We start from the raw sequence: 16,723 nt of genomic DNA, 5'->3' as shown, positions 1-16,723 counted from the left end.
CGGCGGCCTCACGGATTCCGCTTGCGGGGGCTCACTTCACCTCGAACTCCCCGACCAGCACCGTTTCCGCACGGTCCTTCAACCGCAGCGTGACCTGCTGGTCGCGCTGGTCGCGGCTGCCCCATCGGGTGCTCAGGCGCAGCATCAAGGTGGTGGCGCCGGTGACCAGCTGCTCGCGGCTGCCGAAGTAGTTCGCTTCGATCCGGTAGATGCCCGGCTTGGCATCGCGCAACGAGAACTGCTCCGGGCCATAGCCGCCGGTGAAGTCCTGCGACATCTGCCCGCCCTGGTAGGTCAGCCGGTTGCCGTAGTAGGCGCGCTCGCCATTGGGATCGGTGACCCACAGGTCCATGTCGCTGTTGTCGCTGTCCCAGCTCAGCACCACGCGCAGGTCCAGCGGCATCGCACGGCGCAGGCGTGGATCGATGGCCGAGGCGTCCACACGCTCGCGCGCGATCAGCCGGGTCAGTTCGTCCAGCGCGATCAGCGAGATGCCGTCGAACCGCCCATCCCACGGGCGCACCACCACTTCATACAGCGATGCCACCGCCGCCTGGTGCTGCCCGGCCGCTTCCAGGGCCAGGCCCAGGTCACGGAAACTCTGCGGCTCTTCCTCGCCCATCGCCAGCACCTGGCGGAACACCGGCACCGCCAGCGCGGGCGCCTTGGCCTGCATAAGGCGATAGCCGAGCACGCGCAGCACGTGGCGGTTTTCCAGTTCCATCTCGGCGAGGTTGGAGAGCACGCGCAGGGCCAGCTCCCGCTGTCCGCTGGCCAGCAGCAGATCGGCCACGTCCAGATAGAACGCGCTGCTGCCGGCGTGCTGTTCGCGCTCCTGCAGGTACAGCGGATACAGCTGCGCCGGCGTGGCATCGCGCAGGCGGCGCGCATAGGCCGAATCCGGTGCCCACGGTGCCAGCGTCAGTGTGATCTGGCCGCTGTTGGCCCTGGGTGCCGATTTGGGGCGACGCTCGGAGGTGGCCTCCGCCTCATCGGCCGCCGCCGAGGCGGTCAGCTCGACACGGTCCAGCGCCATCGGCGCTGCAGGTGCCGGCGGTGGCGCGGCCATCGCCATGGCCACCGACGCGGCGACGGATCGGGATTCCTGCTTGGGCTGCGGCGGCGTATCTTTTGGCCAGCGGGTATTCCACCACTGTTCGCGCTCGGCGAACTGGCCGGCGATGCCATCCAGGCGGCGCTTCCGCTCGGTTGCCACGTCGGCCACCGTCAACGCATGGCGCTGGTCGTAGGCCGCGCGCAGCGGGGCCGGCGGGCGGATGCCATAGCGCAGATAGTCCTCCAGCGTCTCCAGGACCAGCAGCGACGTATCGGCCGTCACGATCCCGAACTGCCGGGCCAGTGCTTTGGCGGCCGGCGCCCCGGCGGAGTCCGCCGCCAGTGCTGCCAACCGGTCATTCGCCCACGCGTGAGCGACCAGGCCGCCGTCGACCGCACGCGCGTTCGCGACGTTGAGCGTGACCGGCTGCGGATCGCTGTCGCCACCACGCAGGGACAGCAGCACCGTCGCATCGGGACGCAGCACGCGGCCGGTGACGCGAATCCAGCCCTGCGCAGCCCGCGAGGCATCCACGCTCACGTCCTCCACGCCACGTGCCAGCACATCGGTCACTTCGGCGGGCTGCCGCAGCAGCAGCGGCATTACCGTCTCCACCTCCGCCTCGTCGCGCAGCTGCAGCAGCTGACCATGATGGGCGCTGGTCCACGCACGAAGGCGCGGCGCGTCGGTCTTCGCACCGGCGCTGCTCAATGCATACAGGCGCTGATCGGGCGACAGGGTGGGCAACGTCTGGCGGCCATAGTTGGCCAGGCCATCGCTGACCAGCAGGTACTCGCCGATCGTGCGGTTCGGCGTCCAGTCGCCCAGCGCACTGGCGCCATCATGAGGCAGCGCCAGCAGGTACTCGCGCAGCGCCGACCAGTTGCCCCGGGTGATCGGGAACTCGCGCGGCGCTTCGCTGCGGTCACGCAGCACCGTCAGCTGGACCTGGCCCGTGCCGAACGCCTGGAAATAGCGGTCCAGCACGGCCAGTTCAGCCGCACGGTTACGCGTACCGGCCGAACCGGAGGCATCCCAGAGCAGACCTATGCGCGCAGGCAGGACGCGCGCGGCGGTCGGGGGGCGGACCGGCACGCTGGCCAGCAGATAGCGCTGCCCATCCTGCAGCCCGGTGACCACGTCAGTGCTGCGCGCGAGCGGCAGGCTCCATTGCAGTTGGGCAGGCAGGTCCGCGCCCCGCCCCTGCCACTGCGCCGCGTAGGCATCGGTCTTCAACGTAAACCCGAGAGGATGGACGCCCACGCCGACCGGCTTGCCGGTCCCACTGGTCTCCAACCGCAGCGTCAGTTGCTCGGCCTGGTGTGCGAAGGACACCGGCAGTGACCAGTGCAGACCCTGCGGCACGGGCGGCAGGCTGTCACGCAGCACCAGCCGCACACGCCGCTCGCCACGCGCCGGGATCGGATACATGCGCAGCCGGAACTGGTTGCCGGCGGTCTGTTCCAGCAGACCCGGATCGACCTGGCGGCGTTCGATCGCCTCGAAGACCTGGCGTCCCTGCGCCTTGGGTACCGGCACCGCATCGCGAAGCGTGCCATCGATATCCAGTGCGAAACCGGCCACCTGCTGGCCGTAGGCCAACGGGAATTCCAGCTGCCCTTCCAGCACGCGCGCATTGGGATTGTGGAAGGTCAATTCGATCGTGGTTTCGCCGAGCCCTGCCACGACGCGGCTGTCGATGTGGGCCTCGGTCAACCGCACCGGCACCTCGGCACCGGCGACCTGCAGGATGGGTGGGCGTGGCGAGGGAAAACGCCGTGGCTGTGCGTGGGCGCTGGGCAGCTGCCAGCACAGCAGCGCGAGCAGACCGATACTGCGCAGTGCGAGTCCCATGTGACGCTCCTGATCCGTTGACCCTCCATTGAACGCACCGCGATCCACAACGGGGTTGAGCGGTGGCAATCGCCTGTTCCGGTCATGGACGCCTCATCCGCGCTGGGCCAAGATCGCTCTCCACGGATTGATGGACCAAGGATGCCGCATGCGCCTGTTGTTGACCGCCCCGCTGTTGTTGGGGCTCGCCCTGCCCGGTAACGCCGCCGCCCCCATCGAGGGCGTGACGTTCACCCACCACGACTGGACGCTGGCCTGCGACAACACCCGCACCTGCCGCGCCGCCGGTTATCAGGCCGATGACAATGGCGGCGACCCGGTCTCGATCCTGCTCACCCGCGCGGGCGGGCCGGATCAACCGGTCCACGCGGAACTGATGCTCGGCCAGTACGACGACAACACGGCCACCAAGCGGCTCAGCCTGAGTATCAATGGCACCTCGCTGGGCCCGATGCAGTTCGATGCCGCCGAGGGCACCGCCAACTTTTCCGCGAAGCAACTCGCTGCCCTGCTCGCTTCGCTGGCACGCAACAGCCGCATCGAGCTTATGGGCGACGATGGCGCGCGCTGGACGGTTTCCGATCAGGGCGCCTCGGCCGTGCTGTTGAAGATGGATGCGTTCCAGGGCCGCCTGGGCACACCCGGTGCGCTGATGCGCAAGGGCACGCTGGCCGAGTCCTCGGTGCCGCCCGCACTGCCGGTGCCGGTCGTGCAGCTGGGCAAGCCGGTGGCCACCCGCCCGGCGGATACGGCGCTCGCCGCGTCGCCCGCGCTGCGCGCCGCGCTGGCCGCGGTGACGTCGGCCGACGACTGCGAAGCGTTGGGCGCCGGCGGCAGCCTGTCACCGGACGGCGAACCCGAAGCGCTGACCGTACAGCGGCTCAGTGCCGACAAGCTGTTGGTGTCGCTGAGTTGCTGGCGCGGGGCCTACAACACCGGCGACGGCTACTGGGTGATCAACGACCGCGCGCCGTACCAGCCGCGGCTGGTCACCACGGCAGCCGTGGGGGATGAGGTGCGCACCATCCAGGAGGCGCAGAAGGGCCGTGGCCTCGGCGACTGCTGGTCCACCACCACGTGGGGCTGGACCGGCTCGCAGTTCGTGAAGACGGCCGATTCCAGCACCGGGTTGTGCCGCCTGGTTGCCGCCGGTGGCGCCTGGGAAATGCCGACGCTGGTGACGCAGGTACGCGAGTAAGCCGCATCCGCGCCGCCGTCACGCGTCGGCGCAGTGCTCCACAATCAACTGGATCGCGCCGCCGCCCCGGTAATCATCGCTGACCAGCCGGTAGGCGATATGCACCTGGTTGGCCGGTGCATTGCCGGTCCAGCCGCTGAAGTGGATGGCGCTGATCGGCTCGGCACGGCCGGGCACGCGCAGGCTCAGCTTGAGGTGTTTCTCTTTGAGCACCTGCCAGCGGGCTACCTGGAAGTGACCATCGAACAACGGCTCCGGGAAACCCTGCCCCCACGGCCCGGCCAGGCGCAGCGCCTCGGCATGGGCGAAATCCAGTTCCTGCGGCAGCAGCTCGCCATCGGTCAGCAGCAGCTGCTGTAGCGAGAGCGGGTCCAGCGTACGTTCCACCACCTCCACGAAGGCCTGCTCGAAGGCGGCCAGCTGCGCGTGCGGCAGACTGAGGCCGGCGGCCATGGCGTGGCCACCGAACTTGTCGATCATGCCCGGGTGCGCGGCGTTGACCAAGGCCAGCGCGTCACGGATATGGAAGCCAGGGATCGAGCGCGCCGAGCCACGCAGCGAATCGCCACCTGGCTCTGAAGGCGCAAACGCAATCACCGGCCGATGCAGGCGATCTTTCATCTTCGACGCCACCAGCCCCACCACCCCCGGATGCCACTCGGCATCGAACAGGCAGGCCGCAACCGGGCGCACGCCCTCGGCACTGAGCACCGCACGGGACACGGCCAGCTCGGCGTCGTCGGTCATCAACTGCTGCACCGCACGGCGCTCGGTGTTGATCGACTCCAGCGTCGTGGCGATCTCACGCGCATGTGCGCGGTCTTCGGTGAGCAGCAGTTCGATGCCCAGCGCCATGTCTTCCAGCCGGCCGGCCGCATTCAAACGTGGGCCCAGCGCGAAACCGATGTCGCTGCCGGTCAGCCGCGAGGCATCGCGCCCGCTGGCTTCGATCAGCGCCTGCAGCCCGACGCAGCCCTTGCCGCTGCGCAGGCGGCGCAGGCCAGCCGAGACCAGGGCGCGGTTGTTGTCATCCAGCGCCACCAGATCGGCGACGGTACCGACCGCGACCAGGTCGAGCAGGGTCAGCAGGTCCGGCTCCGGGGCCGTGGCGTACGCGCCCTGCTCGCGCAGGTGGCGGCGCAGCGCCATCAACACGTAGAAGATCACCCCGACGCCGGCCAGCGCCTTGCTGGGGAACGCATCGCCGCTGATGTTGGGGTCGACGATGGCATCGGCCGGCGGCAGGTGCTCGCCCGGCAGATGATGATCGGTGACCAGTACTTTCCAGCCCAGCGCCTTGGCGGCGTTGACGCCGGCGTGGCAGGCGATGCCATGGTCGACCGTGACCAGCAGCCCGGGGTTGAGTGGGGCCAGTTCGGCCACCAGTGACGGCGACAGCCCATAGCCGTGCAGCATGCGGTTGGGCACGGCATGCACAACATCGCGCGCGCCGAGCATGCGCAGGCCGCGCACGCCAACCGCACAGGCCGTGGCGCCGTCGCAGTCGAAATCACCGACGATCAGGATGCGTTCGTTGTTGGCGATCGCATCGGCCAGCAGTGTCACCGCAGCCTGCATGCTGCCGAGCAGCTCAGGCGCAAGCAGCTGGGCCAGTTTCGGCTGGGCCTGTGCGGCATCCGTGACGCCGCGGGCGGCATACAGGCGCTGCAGCAACGGCAACATGGACGAGGGCCACTCGCTGGCGGCGGCGGCAGGACGGCGCTGGATACGGGGTGCTTCAGACTGGGTCAAAACGGGCTCGATCGATGACGTGCGCGACCATGATACTGCCCGGGGAACGCATCCACGCATGGCGTGGATCTACCCCGGAATACCGGCAGTAAAACGGTAGATCCACGCCATGCGTGGATGGCGCGCCGGAGACGGCCACTGTCCCGCGGTTCTTCGACGGACTCAGAGCTCGTGCAGTTGCACCGGCTTCTTCCAGAACCGCCAGCGCTGGGCCTTGTCGATCTCCACGCGGGTGCCGTCCTCGAAATCCAGCACCAGCCGCTTCAACTCCCCGCGTGCGATCGCCGCCAGCAACGGGCGGATCGCATCGTTGCCCAGCTGTTCCAGCGAACGCAGCTGGCGCAGGTCCACCAGGGCATCCACGGTCTGCTCGCCATCGGCCTGCAGACCCGCGGCCTTGGCCAGCGCCTGCAGCAGCGCATCGCGGCTGCGGACCTGGGCATGCGCGGTGGTCACACGTTCGGGCAGCTCACCGCCACCCCAGAACCACAGCGAATTGATCGCGCGCTTGCCCTCGCTCACGCGCTGCTGGTTCCACGCATGCTGGTGCAGCACCACCTGCGCTTCGGTCAGCAGGGCGCGCCAGCGGCGGCCGGCATCGCCTTCGGGCAGATGGGCGAACAGATCATCGCCGAGCACTTCATCCGGCTCGGCAAAGGCTGGCAGGGCCGTGCCCGGCGGAAGACGCAGGTACCAGCGCGACGGCACCGGGGCATCCAGCACGAAACCGAACCCGGCAAACAACGGCTGCAACGCCGGCAGCAGGTGCATGACATCGGCCAGATCGGGACGCAGGGTATCCCCGTGCCCCATCAGGCGGGCGCCATGCATGTCCGGCACCACGTTCGCCGGATCGGCCCGCAGCCAGGCCGCGCCATCGGCATCGCCAACATCGAGCTGGCGGGTCAGGGCTGCGGCCGACCACGCGTCCGGCTGCGTCTGGAAATGCCGACGCAGCTGGGCGCGCTCGCCCGCATCGGCACTGCGGCGTTCGGCACGCCCCAGCGCCTTGGCGACGTCATCGGGCAGCGGCGCCGCCGGAAACCGGCTGCGCGCCGGCAGCAACAACGTCGCCGTGGCCATCGCGGTCAGTCCAGGTACTGGACGCTGACGATTTCGTACTCGCGCTGGCCGGCCGGCGCGTCGATGGTGACCGCATCGCCTTCCAGCTTGCCGATCAGGGCGCGCGCCAGCGGCGAGGAGATCGCGATCAGGCCCAGCTTGATGTCCGCTTCCAGGTCGCCAACGATCTGGTAGCGCTTTTCTTCATCACTCTCCACGTCCGACAACTCGACCGTGGCGCCGAACACCACCTTGCTGCCGGCGTTGAGCTTGGTGATGTCGATGATCTCGGCATGCGACAGCTCGCCTTCCAGCTGCTTGATGCGGCCTTCGATGAAGCCCTGCTCTTCGCGCGCGGCGTGGTACTCGGCGTTCTCCTTGAGATCGCCGTGCTCACGGGCCTCGGCGATCGCCGCGATGACCTTCGGGCGCTTGACCGACTTCAGGTGGTCAAGCTCTTCGCGCAGACGCTGCGCGCCCTTCAGGGTGATCGGTGCTCTCATGCGTTCAACTCCTTGTGCAGTTCCTGCAGCGACCAGACCGGGCCGGTCCCGCGGAATTCCAGTGATTGCACCAGCGCCTTGGCGCCGGCAATGGTGGTCGAATAGGTGACCCGATGCTGCAGCGCCTCGCGACGGATCGAGAACGAGTCGTTGATCGCCGCGCGACCTTCGGTCGTGTTGACGATGTAGACGATCTCGCCGTTCTTGATCGAATCGACGATGTGCGGACGGCCTTCGACGACCTTGTTGACGATCTCGCAGTCCATGCCGTGCTGCTGCAGCCACGCCGCGGTGCCACGGGTGGCGACCAGGGTGTAGCCACGCTCGAGCAGGGCCTGGGCCACCGGCAGGACGCGCTTCTTGTCCGGATCACGGACCGAGACGAAGGCCTTGCCCAGCGGCGGGGCCTTGATGCCACCGGCTTCCTGCGCACGCGCGAAGGCGGCGCTGAAGCTGCGGCCCACGCCCATCACCTCACCGGTGGAGCGCATCTCCGGCCCGAGGATCGGGTCGACGCCCTGGAACTTGGCGAACGGGAAGATCGCTTCCTTGACCGAGTAGTAGCCCGGCACGATTTCCTTGGTGGCGCCCTGCTCGGCCAGCGTCTTGCCGGCCATGCAGCGCGCGGCGATCTTGGCCAGCGGCATGCCGGTGGCCTTGGAGACGAACGGCACGGTGCGCGAGGCACGCGGGTTCACTTCCAGCAGGTAGACGATGTCTTCGCCGTTCTCGCCGGCCTGGATCGCGAACTGGGTGTTCATCAGGCCGACCACGTTCAGGGCCTTGGCCAGCTCCACCACCTGGCGACGCAGCTCGGCCTGGGTTTCAGCGGACAGCGAGTACGGCGGCAGCGAGCAGGACGAATCGCCCGAATGCACGCCGGCTTCTTCGATGTGCTCCATCACGCCGCCGATCAGTACGTTGCCGTCCTTGTCGGCAATGATGTCCACGTCCACTTCCACGGCATTGTCCAGGAAGCGGTCCAGCAGCACGGGCGAATCGTTGGACACCTTCACCGCGTCACGCACGTAGCGGGCCAGGTCGGATTCGCCGTACACGATTTCCATCGCGCGGCCGCCCAGCACGTAGCTCGGGCGCACCACCAGCGGGTAGCCGATCTCGCGCGCCAGCAGCAGGGCTTCCTGGTCGTTGCGGGCGATGCGGTTCGGCGGCTGCTTCAGGCCGAGCTTGTCCACCAGCTGCTGGAAACGCTCGCGGTCTTCGGCCAGATCGATGGAGTCCGGCGAGGTGCCGATCACCGGCACGCCGTTGGCTTCCAGCGCGCGCGCCAGCTTCAGCGGGGTCTGGCCGCCGTACTGCACGATCACGCCCTTGGGCTGTTCCAGCTCGACGATCTCCAGCACGTCTTCCAGCGTCAGCGGCTCGAAGTACAGGCGGTCGGAGGTGTCGTAATCAGTGGAGACGGTTTCCGGGTTGCAGTTGACCATGATGGTTTCAAAGCCATCATCGCGCAGCGCCAGCGCGGCGTGCACGCAGCAGTAGTCGAACTCGATGCCCTGGCCGATGCGGTTCGGACCGCCGCCCAGGATCATGATCTTGTCGCGGTTGCTCGGGGCCGCTTCGCACTCGTCCTCGTAGGTCGAGTACAGGTAGGCGGTGCTGGTGGCGAACTCGGCGGCGCACGAATCCACGCGCTTGTACACCGGGCGTACCTTGTGGGCACGACGCAGCGCGCGCACGGCCGCTTCGTTGGTGCCGGTCAGTTCGGCCAGGCGGGCGTCGGAGAAACCGGCGCGCTTGAGCTTGCGCAGGCGTGCGGCGTCCAGTGCATCGATGCCGTCGGCGGCCACCTCGGCCTCGGCCTGGATGATCTCTTCGATCTGGTCCAGGAACCACGGGTCGATGTGCGACAGCGCGAAGACCTCTTCCACGCTGAAGCCGGCGCGGAACGCATCACCCACGAAGAACAGGCGCTCCGGGCCCGGGGCCTTGAGCTCGCGCTTGAGGGTGGTGATGTCGTCTTCGTTGGCCAGGTCCAGGCCGGTCGGGTCCAGCCCGATCTTGCCGGTTTCCAGGCCACGCAGGGCCTTCTGCAGCGACTCCTGGAAGGTGCGGCCCATCGCCATCACCTCGCCCACCGACTTCATCTGGGTGGTCAGGCGTGCGTCGGCGGCCGGGAACTTCTCGAAGGCGAAGCGCGGGATCTTGGTGACGACATAGTCGATCGACGGCTCGAACGAGGCCGGGGTCAGGCCACCGGTGATCTCGTTCTTCAATTCGTCCAGGGTGTAACCCACGGCCAGCTTGGCCGCGACCTTGGCGATCGGGAAGCCGGTGGCCTTGGAGGCCAGCGCCGAGGAGCGCGACACGCGCGGGTTCATTTCGATCACCACCACGCGGCCGGTGGTCGGGCTGATGCCGAACTGCACGTTCGAGCCGCCGGTGTCCACACCGATCTTGCGCAGCACGGCGATGGAGGCATCGCGCAGGCGCTGGTATTCCTTGTCGGTCAGGGTCTGGGCCGGGGCCACGGTGATCGAGTCACCGGTGTGCACGCCCATCGGGTCCAGGTTTTCGATCGAGCAGACGATGATGCAGTTGTCGGCGGTGTCGCGCACCACCTCCATCTCGAATTCCTTCCAGCCCAGCACCGACTCTTCCACCAGCACTTCGGTGGTCGGCGACAGCTCCAGGCCGCGGGTCACGATATCGACCAGCTCTTCGCGGTTGTAGGCGATGCCGCCACCGCTGCCGCCCAGGGTGAAGCTGGGGCGGATGATGGTCGGGTAGCCGACGCGGGTCTGGATCTCGATCGCTTCTTCCAGCGTGTGCGCCACCGCGGCGGACGGGCACTCCAGGCCGATCTCACCCATCGCCACGCGGAACAGCTCGCGGTCTTCGGCCATGCGGATGGCGTCGCGCTTGGCGCCGATCAGCTCGACGTTGTACTTCTCCAGCACGCCGTTGTCGGCCAGGTCCAGCGCGCAGTTCAGCGCGGTCTGGCCACCCATGGTCGGCAGCAGCGCGTCGGGCTTTTCCTTGGCGATGATCTTCTCGACCGTCTGCCAGTTGATCGGCTCGATGTAGACGGCGTCGGCCATCTCCGGGTCGGTCATGATCGTGGCCGGATTGCTGTTGACCAGCACCACGCGGTAACCCTCGTCGCGCAGTGCCTTGCAGGCCTGCGCGCCAGAGTAGTCGAACTCACAGGCCTGGCCGATGACGATCGGGCCAGCACCGATGATGAGGATGGTTTTAAGGTCAGTGCGCTTGGGCATTGTCTTCTCTAAGTCTGGACAGCGAGGCAGATGGGGGTGATCGCACGCTGTCGATCAGGAAATATCGTCGGGGTTCAGCGCGATCCGGCACTGGTCCTGCAGTCCTTTGGCCAGCTGCACGCCGATGTCGTCGGGCAGCTCCGATTCGATGTCGAGCGTGGCGATGAAGCGGGTGTAGGCCGGGCTGGCCAGGAACGCAGCCACTTCGGCGCGCTCGGCTTCACTCAGATCCACGTTGGACTTTTCGGCGATCGTCGATGGATTCGCAGCGGCGAAGGCCGAGGAGAGGCTCTTGCCCCCGGGGGTGCCCAGGAAGCGCGACCACTCCGCGATCACCTCGTCGCCGTCGTTGCCGAGGCCGGAGATCACCGAACGACGGAACTGTGCGTCGAGCAGACTCTTGATCGGCGCATGCGCGCACTGGCGATCGGTCTCGGGCAGCGCATTGAGCGCGGGCACGTTGTCGACCATCAGCTTGGCCATGTCCGTGCCCAGCGTGCCCAGGCCCAGCGACTGGACCACCGCCCGCACCTCCGCATCCGTGGCCGGTGCGGCCTGGGCCACACCGGTGAAGCACAACAGCGACAGCAGCAGCACGGGGCTGCGCATCACGCCTTGGCCTCGGCCATCAGGGTCACGAAGCGGTCGAACAGCGGACCGACGTCATGCGGGCCCGGCGAGGCTTCCGGATGGCCCTGGAACGAGAACGCCGGCACGTCGGTGCGGGCGATGCCCTGGTTGGTGCCGTCGAACAGCGAGCGGTGGGTCACGCGCAGGGTGGCCGGCAGCGAGGCTTCATCCACCGCGAAGCCATGGTTCTGCGAGGTGATCATCACGCGGCCACCGTCCAGGTCCTGGACCGGGTGGTTGGCGCCGTGATGGCCGTGGCCCATCTTGACCGTCTTCGCACCGGAGGCCAGCGCCAGCAGCTGATGACCCAGGCAGATGCCGAAGGTCGGCACCTTCTTCTCGAGGAAGGTCTTGATGGCGGCGATCGCGTAATCGCACGGTTCCGGGTCGCCCGGGCCGTTGGAGAGGAACACGCCGTCCGGGTTCATCGCCAGCACTTCGGCGGCCGGGGTCTGCGCCGGCACCACGGTCAGCTCGCAGCCGCGTTCGGCCAGCATGCGCAGGATGTTGAGCTTGGCGCCGAAGTCATAGGCCACCACCTTGAAACGCGGTGCGGCGTTGACGAAGGCGTTGCTGTCCAGATCCAGCTGGCCCTCGGTCCAGGTGTAGCGCTTGTCGGTGCTGACCACTTTGGCCAGATCCATGCCCTTCAGGCCGGGGAACGTGCGGGCCGCTTCCAGCGCCGTTTCCACGCTCAGCCCTTCGCCGGCCATCAGCGCACCGTTCTGGGCGCCGCGCTCGCGCAGGATGCGCGTCAGCTTGCGGGTATCGATCCCGGAAATGGCGACTACGCCGCGCTGGATCAGCCAATCCTGCAGCGACACCTGGCTGCGCCAGTTGCTCGGGCGGCGCGGCACATCGCGCACGATCAGGCCGGCCGACCACACCTTGGCCGCTTCGTCGTCCTGGTCGGTCATGCCGGTATTGCCGATATGCGGGTAGGTCAGCGTGACCATCTGCCGGGCGTAGGAAGGATCGGTCAACACTTCCTGATAGCCGGTCATGGCGGTGTTGAACACCACCTCACCAACGGACAGGCCGGGCGCGCCTACGGATTCGCCCTCGAATACGGTGCCGTCTTCGAGGACGAGGATTGCGGCTTGGGTCACGGAAATCTCACTTTGGCTACCGAGGGGTCGCCGAAGTCACGCCTGCGCTTCACGAAAAAGCGGCTGCAAAAAAGCGCGGACTGCGGTTCTGGACCGGTCCGGCTGTCGTGATTCGGCGAGCGGGAATTGTAAAGGGAAGCCGGGTTCGACGCCAGTATCCGCGTGCAATTGCCCTATTCAGCCCGACAGAGGGCATGGCGCCGGTTCAGGCGCCTGCCCCAGCGGGCCGCGCGGGCCCCATTCAGACGGCGGGCGGCGGGCTGGCGCCATCCAGCAGGTCGCGGACCCGATAGCTGCCCGGGGCGCGGCCCGGCAGTTGGGCCGCGGCAAACAGCGCGCCACGGGCGAAGATGTCGCGGTTGGTGGCGCGGTGGGTCAGCTCGATGCGCTCGCCCAGCCCGGTGAACTGCACCAGGTGCTCGCCCACGATGTCCCCGGCACGCAGGCTGGCGTAGTGCGGGTGCGCCCCGCCCTTCTCCGCCGCGGCGCCCAGGGTCAGGGCGGTACCGGAAGGCGCATCCTTCTTCTGGGTGTGGTGGGATTCGACGATATCGCAGTCCCAGCCGGCCAGCGCCGCTGCGGCCCGCTCCACCAGTTCATCCAGCACCGCCACGCCCAGGCTGAAGTTCGAGGCCCAGACCAGTGGAATCCGGCCCGCCGCCTGGATCAGTGCCTGGCGCTGCGTCTCGCTGATGCCGGTGGTGCCGGACACGAAGCCCGCACCGCGCTCCACGCACAGCGCCAGCACCGGATCAAAGCCCTCGGGCAGGCTGAAATCGATGGCGACATCGAACTGGGGCGCGCCGGCCAGCTCGCTGCTGGCGAAATGCGGCACGCCGTCCACCACACGCTGGGCAGGCGAGCGGCGGGTGACCGCGGCCACGACCTGCAGGGCGGGATTGTCGGCGGCAAGACGGAGCAGCGCCTGGCCCATGCGGCCGGAGGCACCGTGGATGAGCAAACGTAGGGGAGTGGTAGTCATGCACGCAGGCTAGCGGGTGGTGGTGAGGCTGCACAAGAGGTTTTGGCGCAGCCCTGCCCTGGCGGCTCAGTGCTGCTTCGGGGGCGTCGGCCCACAACTGTCGCAGCCGCCACACGCACCACCGCCACCCGTGGCAGGTGGTGCGATCTTCCGGCCCAGCGCCTGCAGCCAGGCGGCGCGCTGCGGCTTCACCAGCCCCAGCGCGATCGCCCCGCGCGCCTTGCGCACGGTGCCGGGGAACTGCTTCTTCATCACCACCCACGCGCTGACCAGCACGGCCAGCGCGATCACGGCGTACTGCAGCAGCAGGCCGGTCTCCATCAGCCGCCACCCAAGGCCACGGTCACCTGGTAGGTGATCAGCGAGGCGATGTACGCGGCCGCGAACAGGTAGAAGGTGGCAAAGCCCATCTGCTTCCACGAGTTGGTTTCGCGCTTGATCGTGGCCAGCGTCGAAATGCACATCGGCGCGTAGATGTACCAGACCAGCAGCGACAGCGCGGTGGCCAGCGACCAGCCATCGCTGATCAGCGGGGTCAGCGCCTGGCTGGCGGCATCGTCATCGGCGGCCGACAGTGCGTAGACCGTGGCCAGCGAGGCAACCGCGACTTCACGCGCGGCCAGGCCCGGAATCAGCGCGATGCAGATCTGCCAGTTGAAGCCCAGCGGCGCGAAGAACACCGCCATGGCGTGGCCGATCTGACCGGCGAAGCTGTAGTCGATCGCCGGCATGGTCGCGTTCTCCGGCGCGCCCGGGAAGGACAGCAGGAACCACAGCAGGATGGTCAGCGCCAGGATGATGCCGCCCACGCGCTTGAGGAAGATCATGCCGCGCTCGTACAGGCCCACCGCCAGATCACGCGGGTGCGGGATGCGGTAGGACGGCAGTTCCAGCATCAACGGATGCTCGCTCTTGTCGCGGCGCCACTTCTTCATGGTCCAGGACATCAGCAGCGCGCTGAGAATGCCGGCCGCATACAACCCGAACAGCACCAGGCCCTGCTGGTTGAACACGCCCCAGATCTGCTTCTGCGGGATGAAGGCGCCGATCAGCAGCGCATACACCGGCAGGCGCGCCGAACAGGTCATCAGCGGCGCGACCAGGATCGTGGCCAGCCGGTCGCGCGGGTCCTGGATGCTGCGGGTGGACATGATGCCCGGCACCGCGCAGGCGAAGCTGGACAGCAACGGGATGAACGAACGGCCGGACAGGCCGGCCGCGGCCATCATGCGATCCAGCAGGAAAGCCGCGCGCGGCAGGTAACCGGATTCTTCCAACGCCAGGATGAAGGCGAACAGGATCAGGATCTGCGGCAGGAACACGATCACGCCCCCCACGCCGGCAATGATGCCGTCGGTAAGCAGGCTGTTGAGCGGGCCCTCGGGGAGCGCGCCGCCGATCCAGCCCCCCAGCGCGGCCGTGCCGGCCTCGATCAGGTCCATCACCGGCGTGGCCCAGGCATACACCGCCTGGAAGATCAGGAACATCACCACCGCCAGGGTCAGCAGCCCGAACACCGGGTGCAGCAGCCAGCGGTCAAGCGCGTCGTCGATCTTCGCCGTCCGCGTCGGCATGCTGACCGAGGCGGCGAGGATGTCACGCACCTGGGCGTGGTAGTCGGCCTGCGCCGCGGGCACCGCCACCGGGGCCTGCAGGTGCGGCACCATCGCATCCAGGCGCTCCACCAGCCTGGCCGCGCCGTTGCGGCGCACCGCCACGGTCTCGACCACCGGCACGCCCAGCGCCTGTTCCAGCGCCTGGACGTCGATCTTGATGCCACGCCGCTCGGCCGCATCGACCATGTTCAGCGCCACGATCATCGGCTTGCCCAGCTCGCGCAGTTCCAGCGCGAAGCGCAGGTGCAGGCGCAGGTTGGTGGCATCGATCACGCACAGCAGCACGTCCGGGGGGGCCTCGCCCGGGTAGAAGCCCCGGCACAGGTCCCGGGTGATCGCCTCGTCCAGGCTGGCCGGCTGCAGGCTGTAGGCGCCCGGCAGATCGAGGACGGCGAATTCGCGGCCGGACGGCGCGCGCAGGCGGCCTTCCTTGCGCTCCACGGTTACGCCGGTGTAATTGGCTACTTTCTGGCGGCTGCCGGTCAGCTGGTTGAACAGCGCGGTCTTGCCGCTGTTCGGATTACCGACCAGGGCGATGCGCAGGGCGTTGGCGGCAGCGCTCATGCGCGGGCCTCCTGGCCCTGCAGCGCGGTGACCACGATGCGGGCGGCCTCACTGCGGCGCAGGGCGAAGCGCGTGAACCCGACCTGCACCAGCAGCGGCTCGGCGCCGACCGGACCACGGGCTACCAGACGGACCTCTTCCCCTTTGACGAAGCCAAGCTCCTTCAGGCGGCGGGCGATCGCATCGTTTGCGTGTAGTTCCTGCACGGACTCCACCAGGGCGGAGCTGTACAGCGCCAGATCGGACAACGTCACGGAGCGCCTTCTCGATGATAGGAATGGTTATCAATTCTACCATCGCCGCGCCGCGTCATTGTCCGTGACCAACGGCCCGCTATGATCTGTACATGTATGGAGTAAACCCGCCCATGAGTGACGCATTACGGATTGAACGCAGCGCCTCGGTGCTGACCCTGTGGCTGAACCGCCCGACCCTGCACAATGCCTTCGACGCCTCGTTGATCGCCCAGCTGACCGCCGCACTGGAGGCCGCCGGACGCGACGACCATGTCCGCGCGGTGGTGCTGGCCGGGGAAGGCGCCTCCTTCTCGGCAGGTGCGGACATGCAGTGGATGCGTGGCATGGCCGCCGCCAGCGAGGAGGACAACCGCCAGGATTCGCTTGCCCTGGCCCGCCTGATGCGGACCCTGGACGAGCTGCCCAAGCCGACCATCGCCCGCGTGCAGGGTGCCGCCTTCGGTGGCGGGGTCGGCCTGGTGGCCTGCTGCGATATCGCCATCGCCAGCACCAGCGCCCGCTTCGGCCTGACCGAAAGCCGCCTGGGCCTGCTGCCGGCGGTGATCTCGCCCTATGTCATTGACGCGATCGGCCCGCGCCAGGCCCGCCGCTGGTTTGCCACCGGCGAGCATTTCGACGCCGAAACCGCCCTGCGCATCGGCCTGGTGCACCAGCTGATCGAGCCGGAACGGATCGACGAGGCCGTCCAGCGCCAGCTCGGCCTGCTCGACAAGGCCGGCCCGGTGGCCTCGGCCTCGGCCAAGGACCTGGTCCGGCGCGTGGCGCTGGGCCGCGACCGGGACGCCACCGACCGCGACAACGCGGCTCTGATCGCCCGCCTGCGGGTCTCGGCCGAAGGCCAGGAAGGCCTCGGGGCCTTCCTCGACAAGCGTTCCCCGCATTGGGTCACCCAGGACTGAG

The 16,723-nt window shown here is 68.1% G+C and carries 13 protein-coding genes; 2 read left to right on the top strand and 11 right to left on the bottom strand.

Annotated features, from left to right (window positions below):
- Positions 1 to 31 precede the first annotated feature (31 nt).
- Positions 32 to 2,911, bottom strand: a complete 2,880-nt coding sequence (locus C0R07_RS06330; RefSeq protein ID WP_102788434.1) for a VIT domain-containing protein — start codon at positions 2,909 to 2,911, stop codon at positions 32 to 34.
- A 148-nt stretch (positions 2,912 to 3,059) separates the two neighbouring features.
- On the opposite strand from C0R07_RS06330, the gene C0R07_RS06325 reads away from it, so the two are divergent.
- Positions 3,060 to 4,109 (top strand): DUF1176 domain-containing protein, encoded by a 1,050-nt coding sequence (locus C0R07_RS06325; protein ID WP_070472877.1) that lies wholly within the window; start codon positions 3,060 to 3,062, stop codon positions 4,107 to 4,109.
- Positions 4,110 to 4,127: 18 nt separating this feature from the next.
- Here the strand turns inward: C0R07_RS06325 and recJ are convergent, their stop codons facing one another.
- From recJ to C0R07_RS06275, 10 genes are all read right to left on the bottom strand, one after another.
- Positions 4,128 to 5,861, bottom strand: coding sequence for a single-stranded-DNA-specific exonuclease RecJ (gene recJ / locus C0R07_RS06320; RefSeq protein WP_102788433.1), 1,734 nt, complete (start codon positions 5,859 to 5,861; stop codon positions 4,128 to 4,130).
- Between the two features lie 162 nt (positions 5,862 to 6,023).
- Positions 6,024 to 6,944, bottom strand: coding sequence for a phosphoglycerate mutase (locus C0R07_RS06315; RefSeq protein ID WP_102788432.1), 921 nt, complete (start codon positions 6,942 to 6,944; stop codon positions 6,024 to 6,026).
- Positions 6,945 to 6,949: 5 nt separating this feature from the next.
- Positions 6,950 to 7,414: a transcription elongation factor GreA gene (gene greA / locus C0R07_RS06310; RefSeq protein ID WP_026069738.1), complete on the bottom strand. Its 465-nt coding sequence runs from the start codon at positions 7,412 to 7,414 to the stop codon at positions 6,950 to 6,952.
- Positions 7,415 to 7,422: 8 nt separating this feature from the next.
- Positions 7,423 to 10,665 (bottom strand): carbamoyl-phosphate synthase large subunit, encoded by a 3,243-nt coding sequence (gene carB, locus C0R07_RS06305; protein ID WP_070472886.1) that lies wholly within the window; start codon positions 10,663 to 10,665, stop codon positions 7,423 to 7,425.
- A 54-nt stretch (positions 10,666 to 10,719) separates the two neighbouring features.
- Positions 10,720 to 11,274, bottom strand: coding sequence for a hypothetical protein (locus C0R07_RS06300; RefSeq protein ID WP_019182958.1), 555 nt, complete (start codon positions 11,272 to 11,274; stop codon positions 10,720 to 10,722).
- On the bottom strand, positions 11,274 to 12,404 hold the full coding sequence (gene carA / locus C0R07_RS06295) for a glutamine-hydrolyzing carbamoyl-phosphate synthase small subunit (protein ID WP_019182959.1): 1,131 nt from the start codon (positions 12,402 to 12,404) through the stop codon (positions 11,274 to 11,276). Before carA ends, C0R07_RS06300 begins: the two co-directional genes overlap by 1 nt.
- A 241-nt stretch (positions 12,405 to 12,645) precedes the next feature.
- On the bottom strand, positions 12,646 to 13,386 hold the full coding sequence (dapB, locus tag C0R07_RS06290; RefSeq protein WP_083279902.1) for a 4-hydroxy-tetrahydrodipicolinate reductase: 741 nt from the start codon (positions 13,384 to 13,386) through the stop codon (positions 12,646 to 12,648).
- 66 nt (positions 13,387 to 13,452) lie between these two features.
- Positions 13,453 to 13,707, bottom strand: a complete 255-nt coding sequence (locus C0R07_RS06285; protein ID WP_070427290.1) for a DUF6587 family protein — start codon at positions 13,705 to 13,707, stop codon at positions 13,453 to 13,455.
- Positions 13,707 to 15,566 (bottom strand): ferrous iron transporter B, encoded by a 1,860-nt coding sequence (gene feoB / locus C0R07_RS06280; RefSeq protein ID WP_070472889.1) that lies wholly within the window; start codon positions 15,564 to 15,566, stop codon positions 13,707 to 13,709. The genes C0R07_RS06285 and feoB overlap by 1 nt, the downstream gene beginning before the upstream one ends.
- A complete protein-coding gene (locus tag C0R07_RS06275; protein WP_019182966.1) occupies positions 15,563 to 15,820 on the bottom strand; it encodes a FeoA family protein in 258 nt (85 codons plus the stop codon). The genes feoB and C0R07_RS06275 overlap by 4 nt, the downstream gene beginning before the upstream one ends.
- A 113-nt stretch (positions 15,821 to 15,933) precedes the next feature.
- Here C0R07_RS06275 and C0R07_RS06270 point away from each other — a divergent pair, with 113 nt between their 5' ends.
- Positions 15,934 to 16,722, top strand: a complete 789-nt coding sequence (locus tag C0R07_RS06270; protein WP_019182967.1) for an enoyl-CoA hydratase-related protein — start codon at positions 15,934 to 15,936, stop codon at positions 16,720 to 16,722.
- Position 16,723 lies beyond the last annotated feature (1 nt).

Origin of the sequence: Stenotrophomonas bentonitica, from assembly GCF_002887735.1 — a bacterium.
In the GTDB taxonomy this organism is placed as follows: Bacteria; Pseudomonadota; Gammaproteobacteria; order Xanthomonadales; family Xanthomonadaceae; genus Stenotrophomonas; species Stenotrophomonas bentonitica_A.
Note: the sequence above shows the minus strand (reverse complement) of the source record. Positions and strands in the feature narration are given on the sequence as shown.

Coding starts and splice junctions, on each gene's coding strand:
- carB (WP_070472886.1), bottom strand. CDS start 10,665: ATGCCCAAGCGCACTGACCTTAAAACCATCCTCATCATCGGTGCTGGC.
- feoB (WP_070472889.1), bottom strand. CDS start 15,566: ATGAGCGCTGCCGCCAACGCCCTGCGCATCGCCCTGGTCGGTAATCCG.
- dapB (WP_083279902.1), bottom strand. CDS start 13,386: ATGACTACCACTCCCCTACGTTTGCTCATCCACGGTGCCTCCGGCCGC.
- C0R07_RS06315 (WP_102788432.1), bottom strand. CDS start 6,944: ATGGCCACGGCGACGTTGTTGCTGCCGGCGCGCAGCCGGTTTCCGGCG.
- C0R07_RS06325 (WP_070472877.1), top strand. CDS start 3,060: ATGCGCCTGTTGTTGACCGCCCCGCTGTTGTTGGGGCTCGCCCTGCCC.
- C0R07_RS06300 (WP_019182958.1), bottom strand. CDS start 11,274: ATGCGCAGCCCCGTGCTGCTGCTGTCGCTGTTGTGCTTCACCGGTGTG.
- C0R07_RS06285 (WP_070427290.1), bottom strand. CDS start 13,707: ATGGAGACCGGCCTGCTGCTGCAGTACGCCGTGATCGCGCTGGCCGTG.
- C0R07_RS06270 (WP_019182967.1), top strand. CDS start 15,934: ATGAGTGACGCATTACGGATTGAACGCAGCGCCTCGGTGCTGACCCTG.
- C0R07_RS06330 (WP_102788434.1), bottom strand. CDS start 2,911: ATGGGACTCGCACTGCGCAGTATCGGTCTGCTCGCGCTGCTGTGCTGG.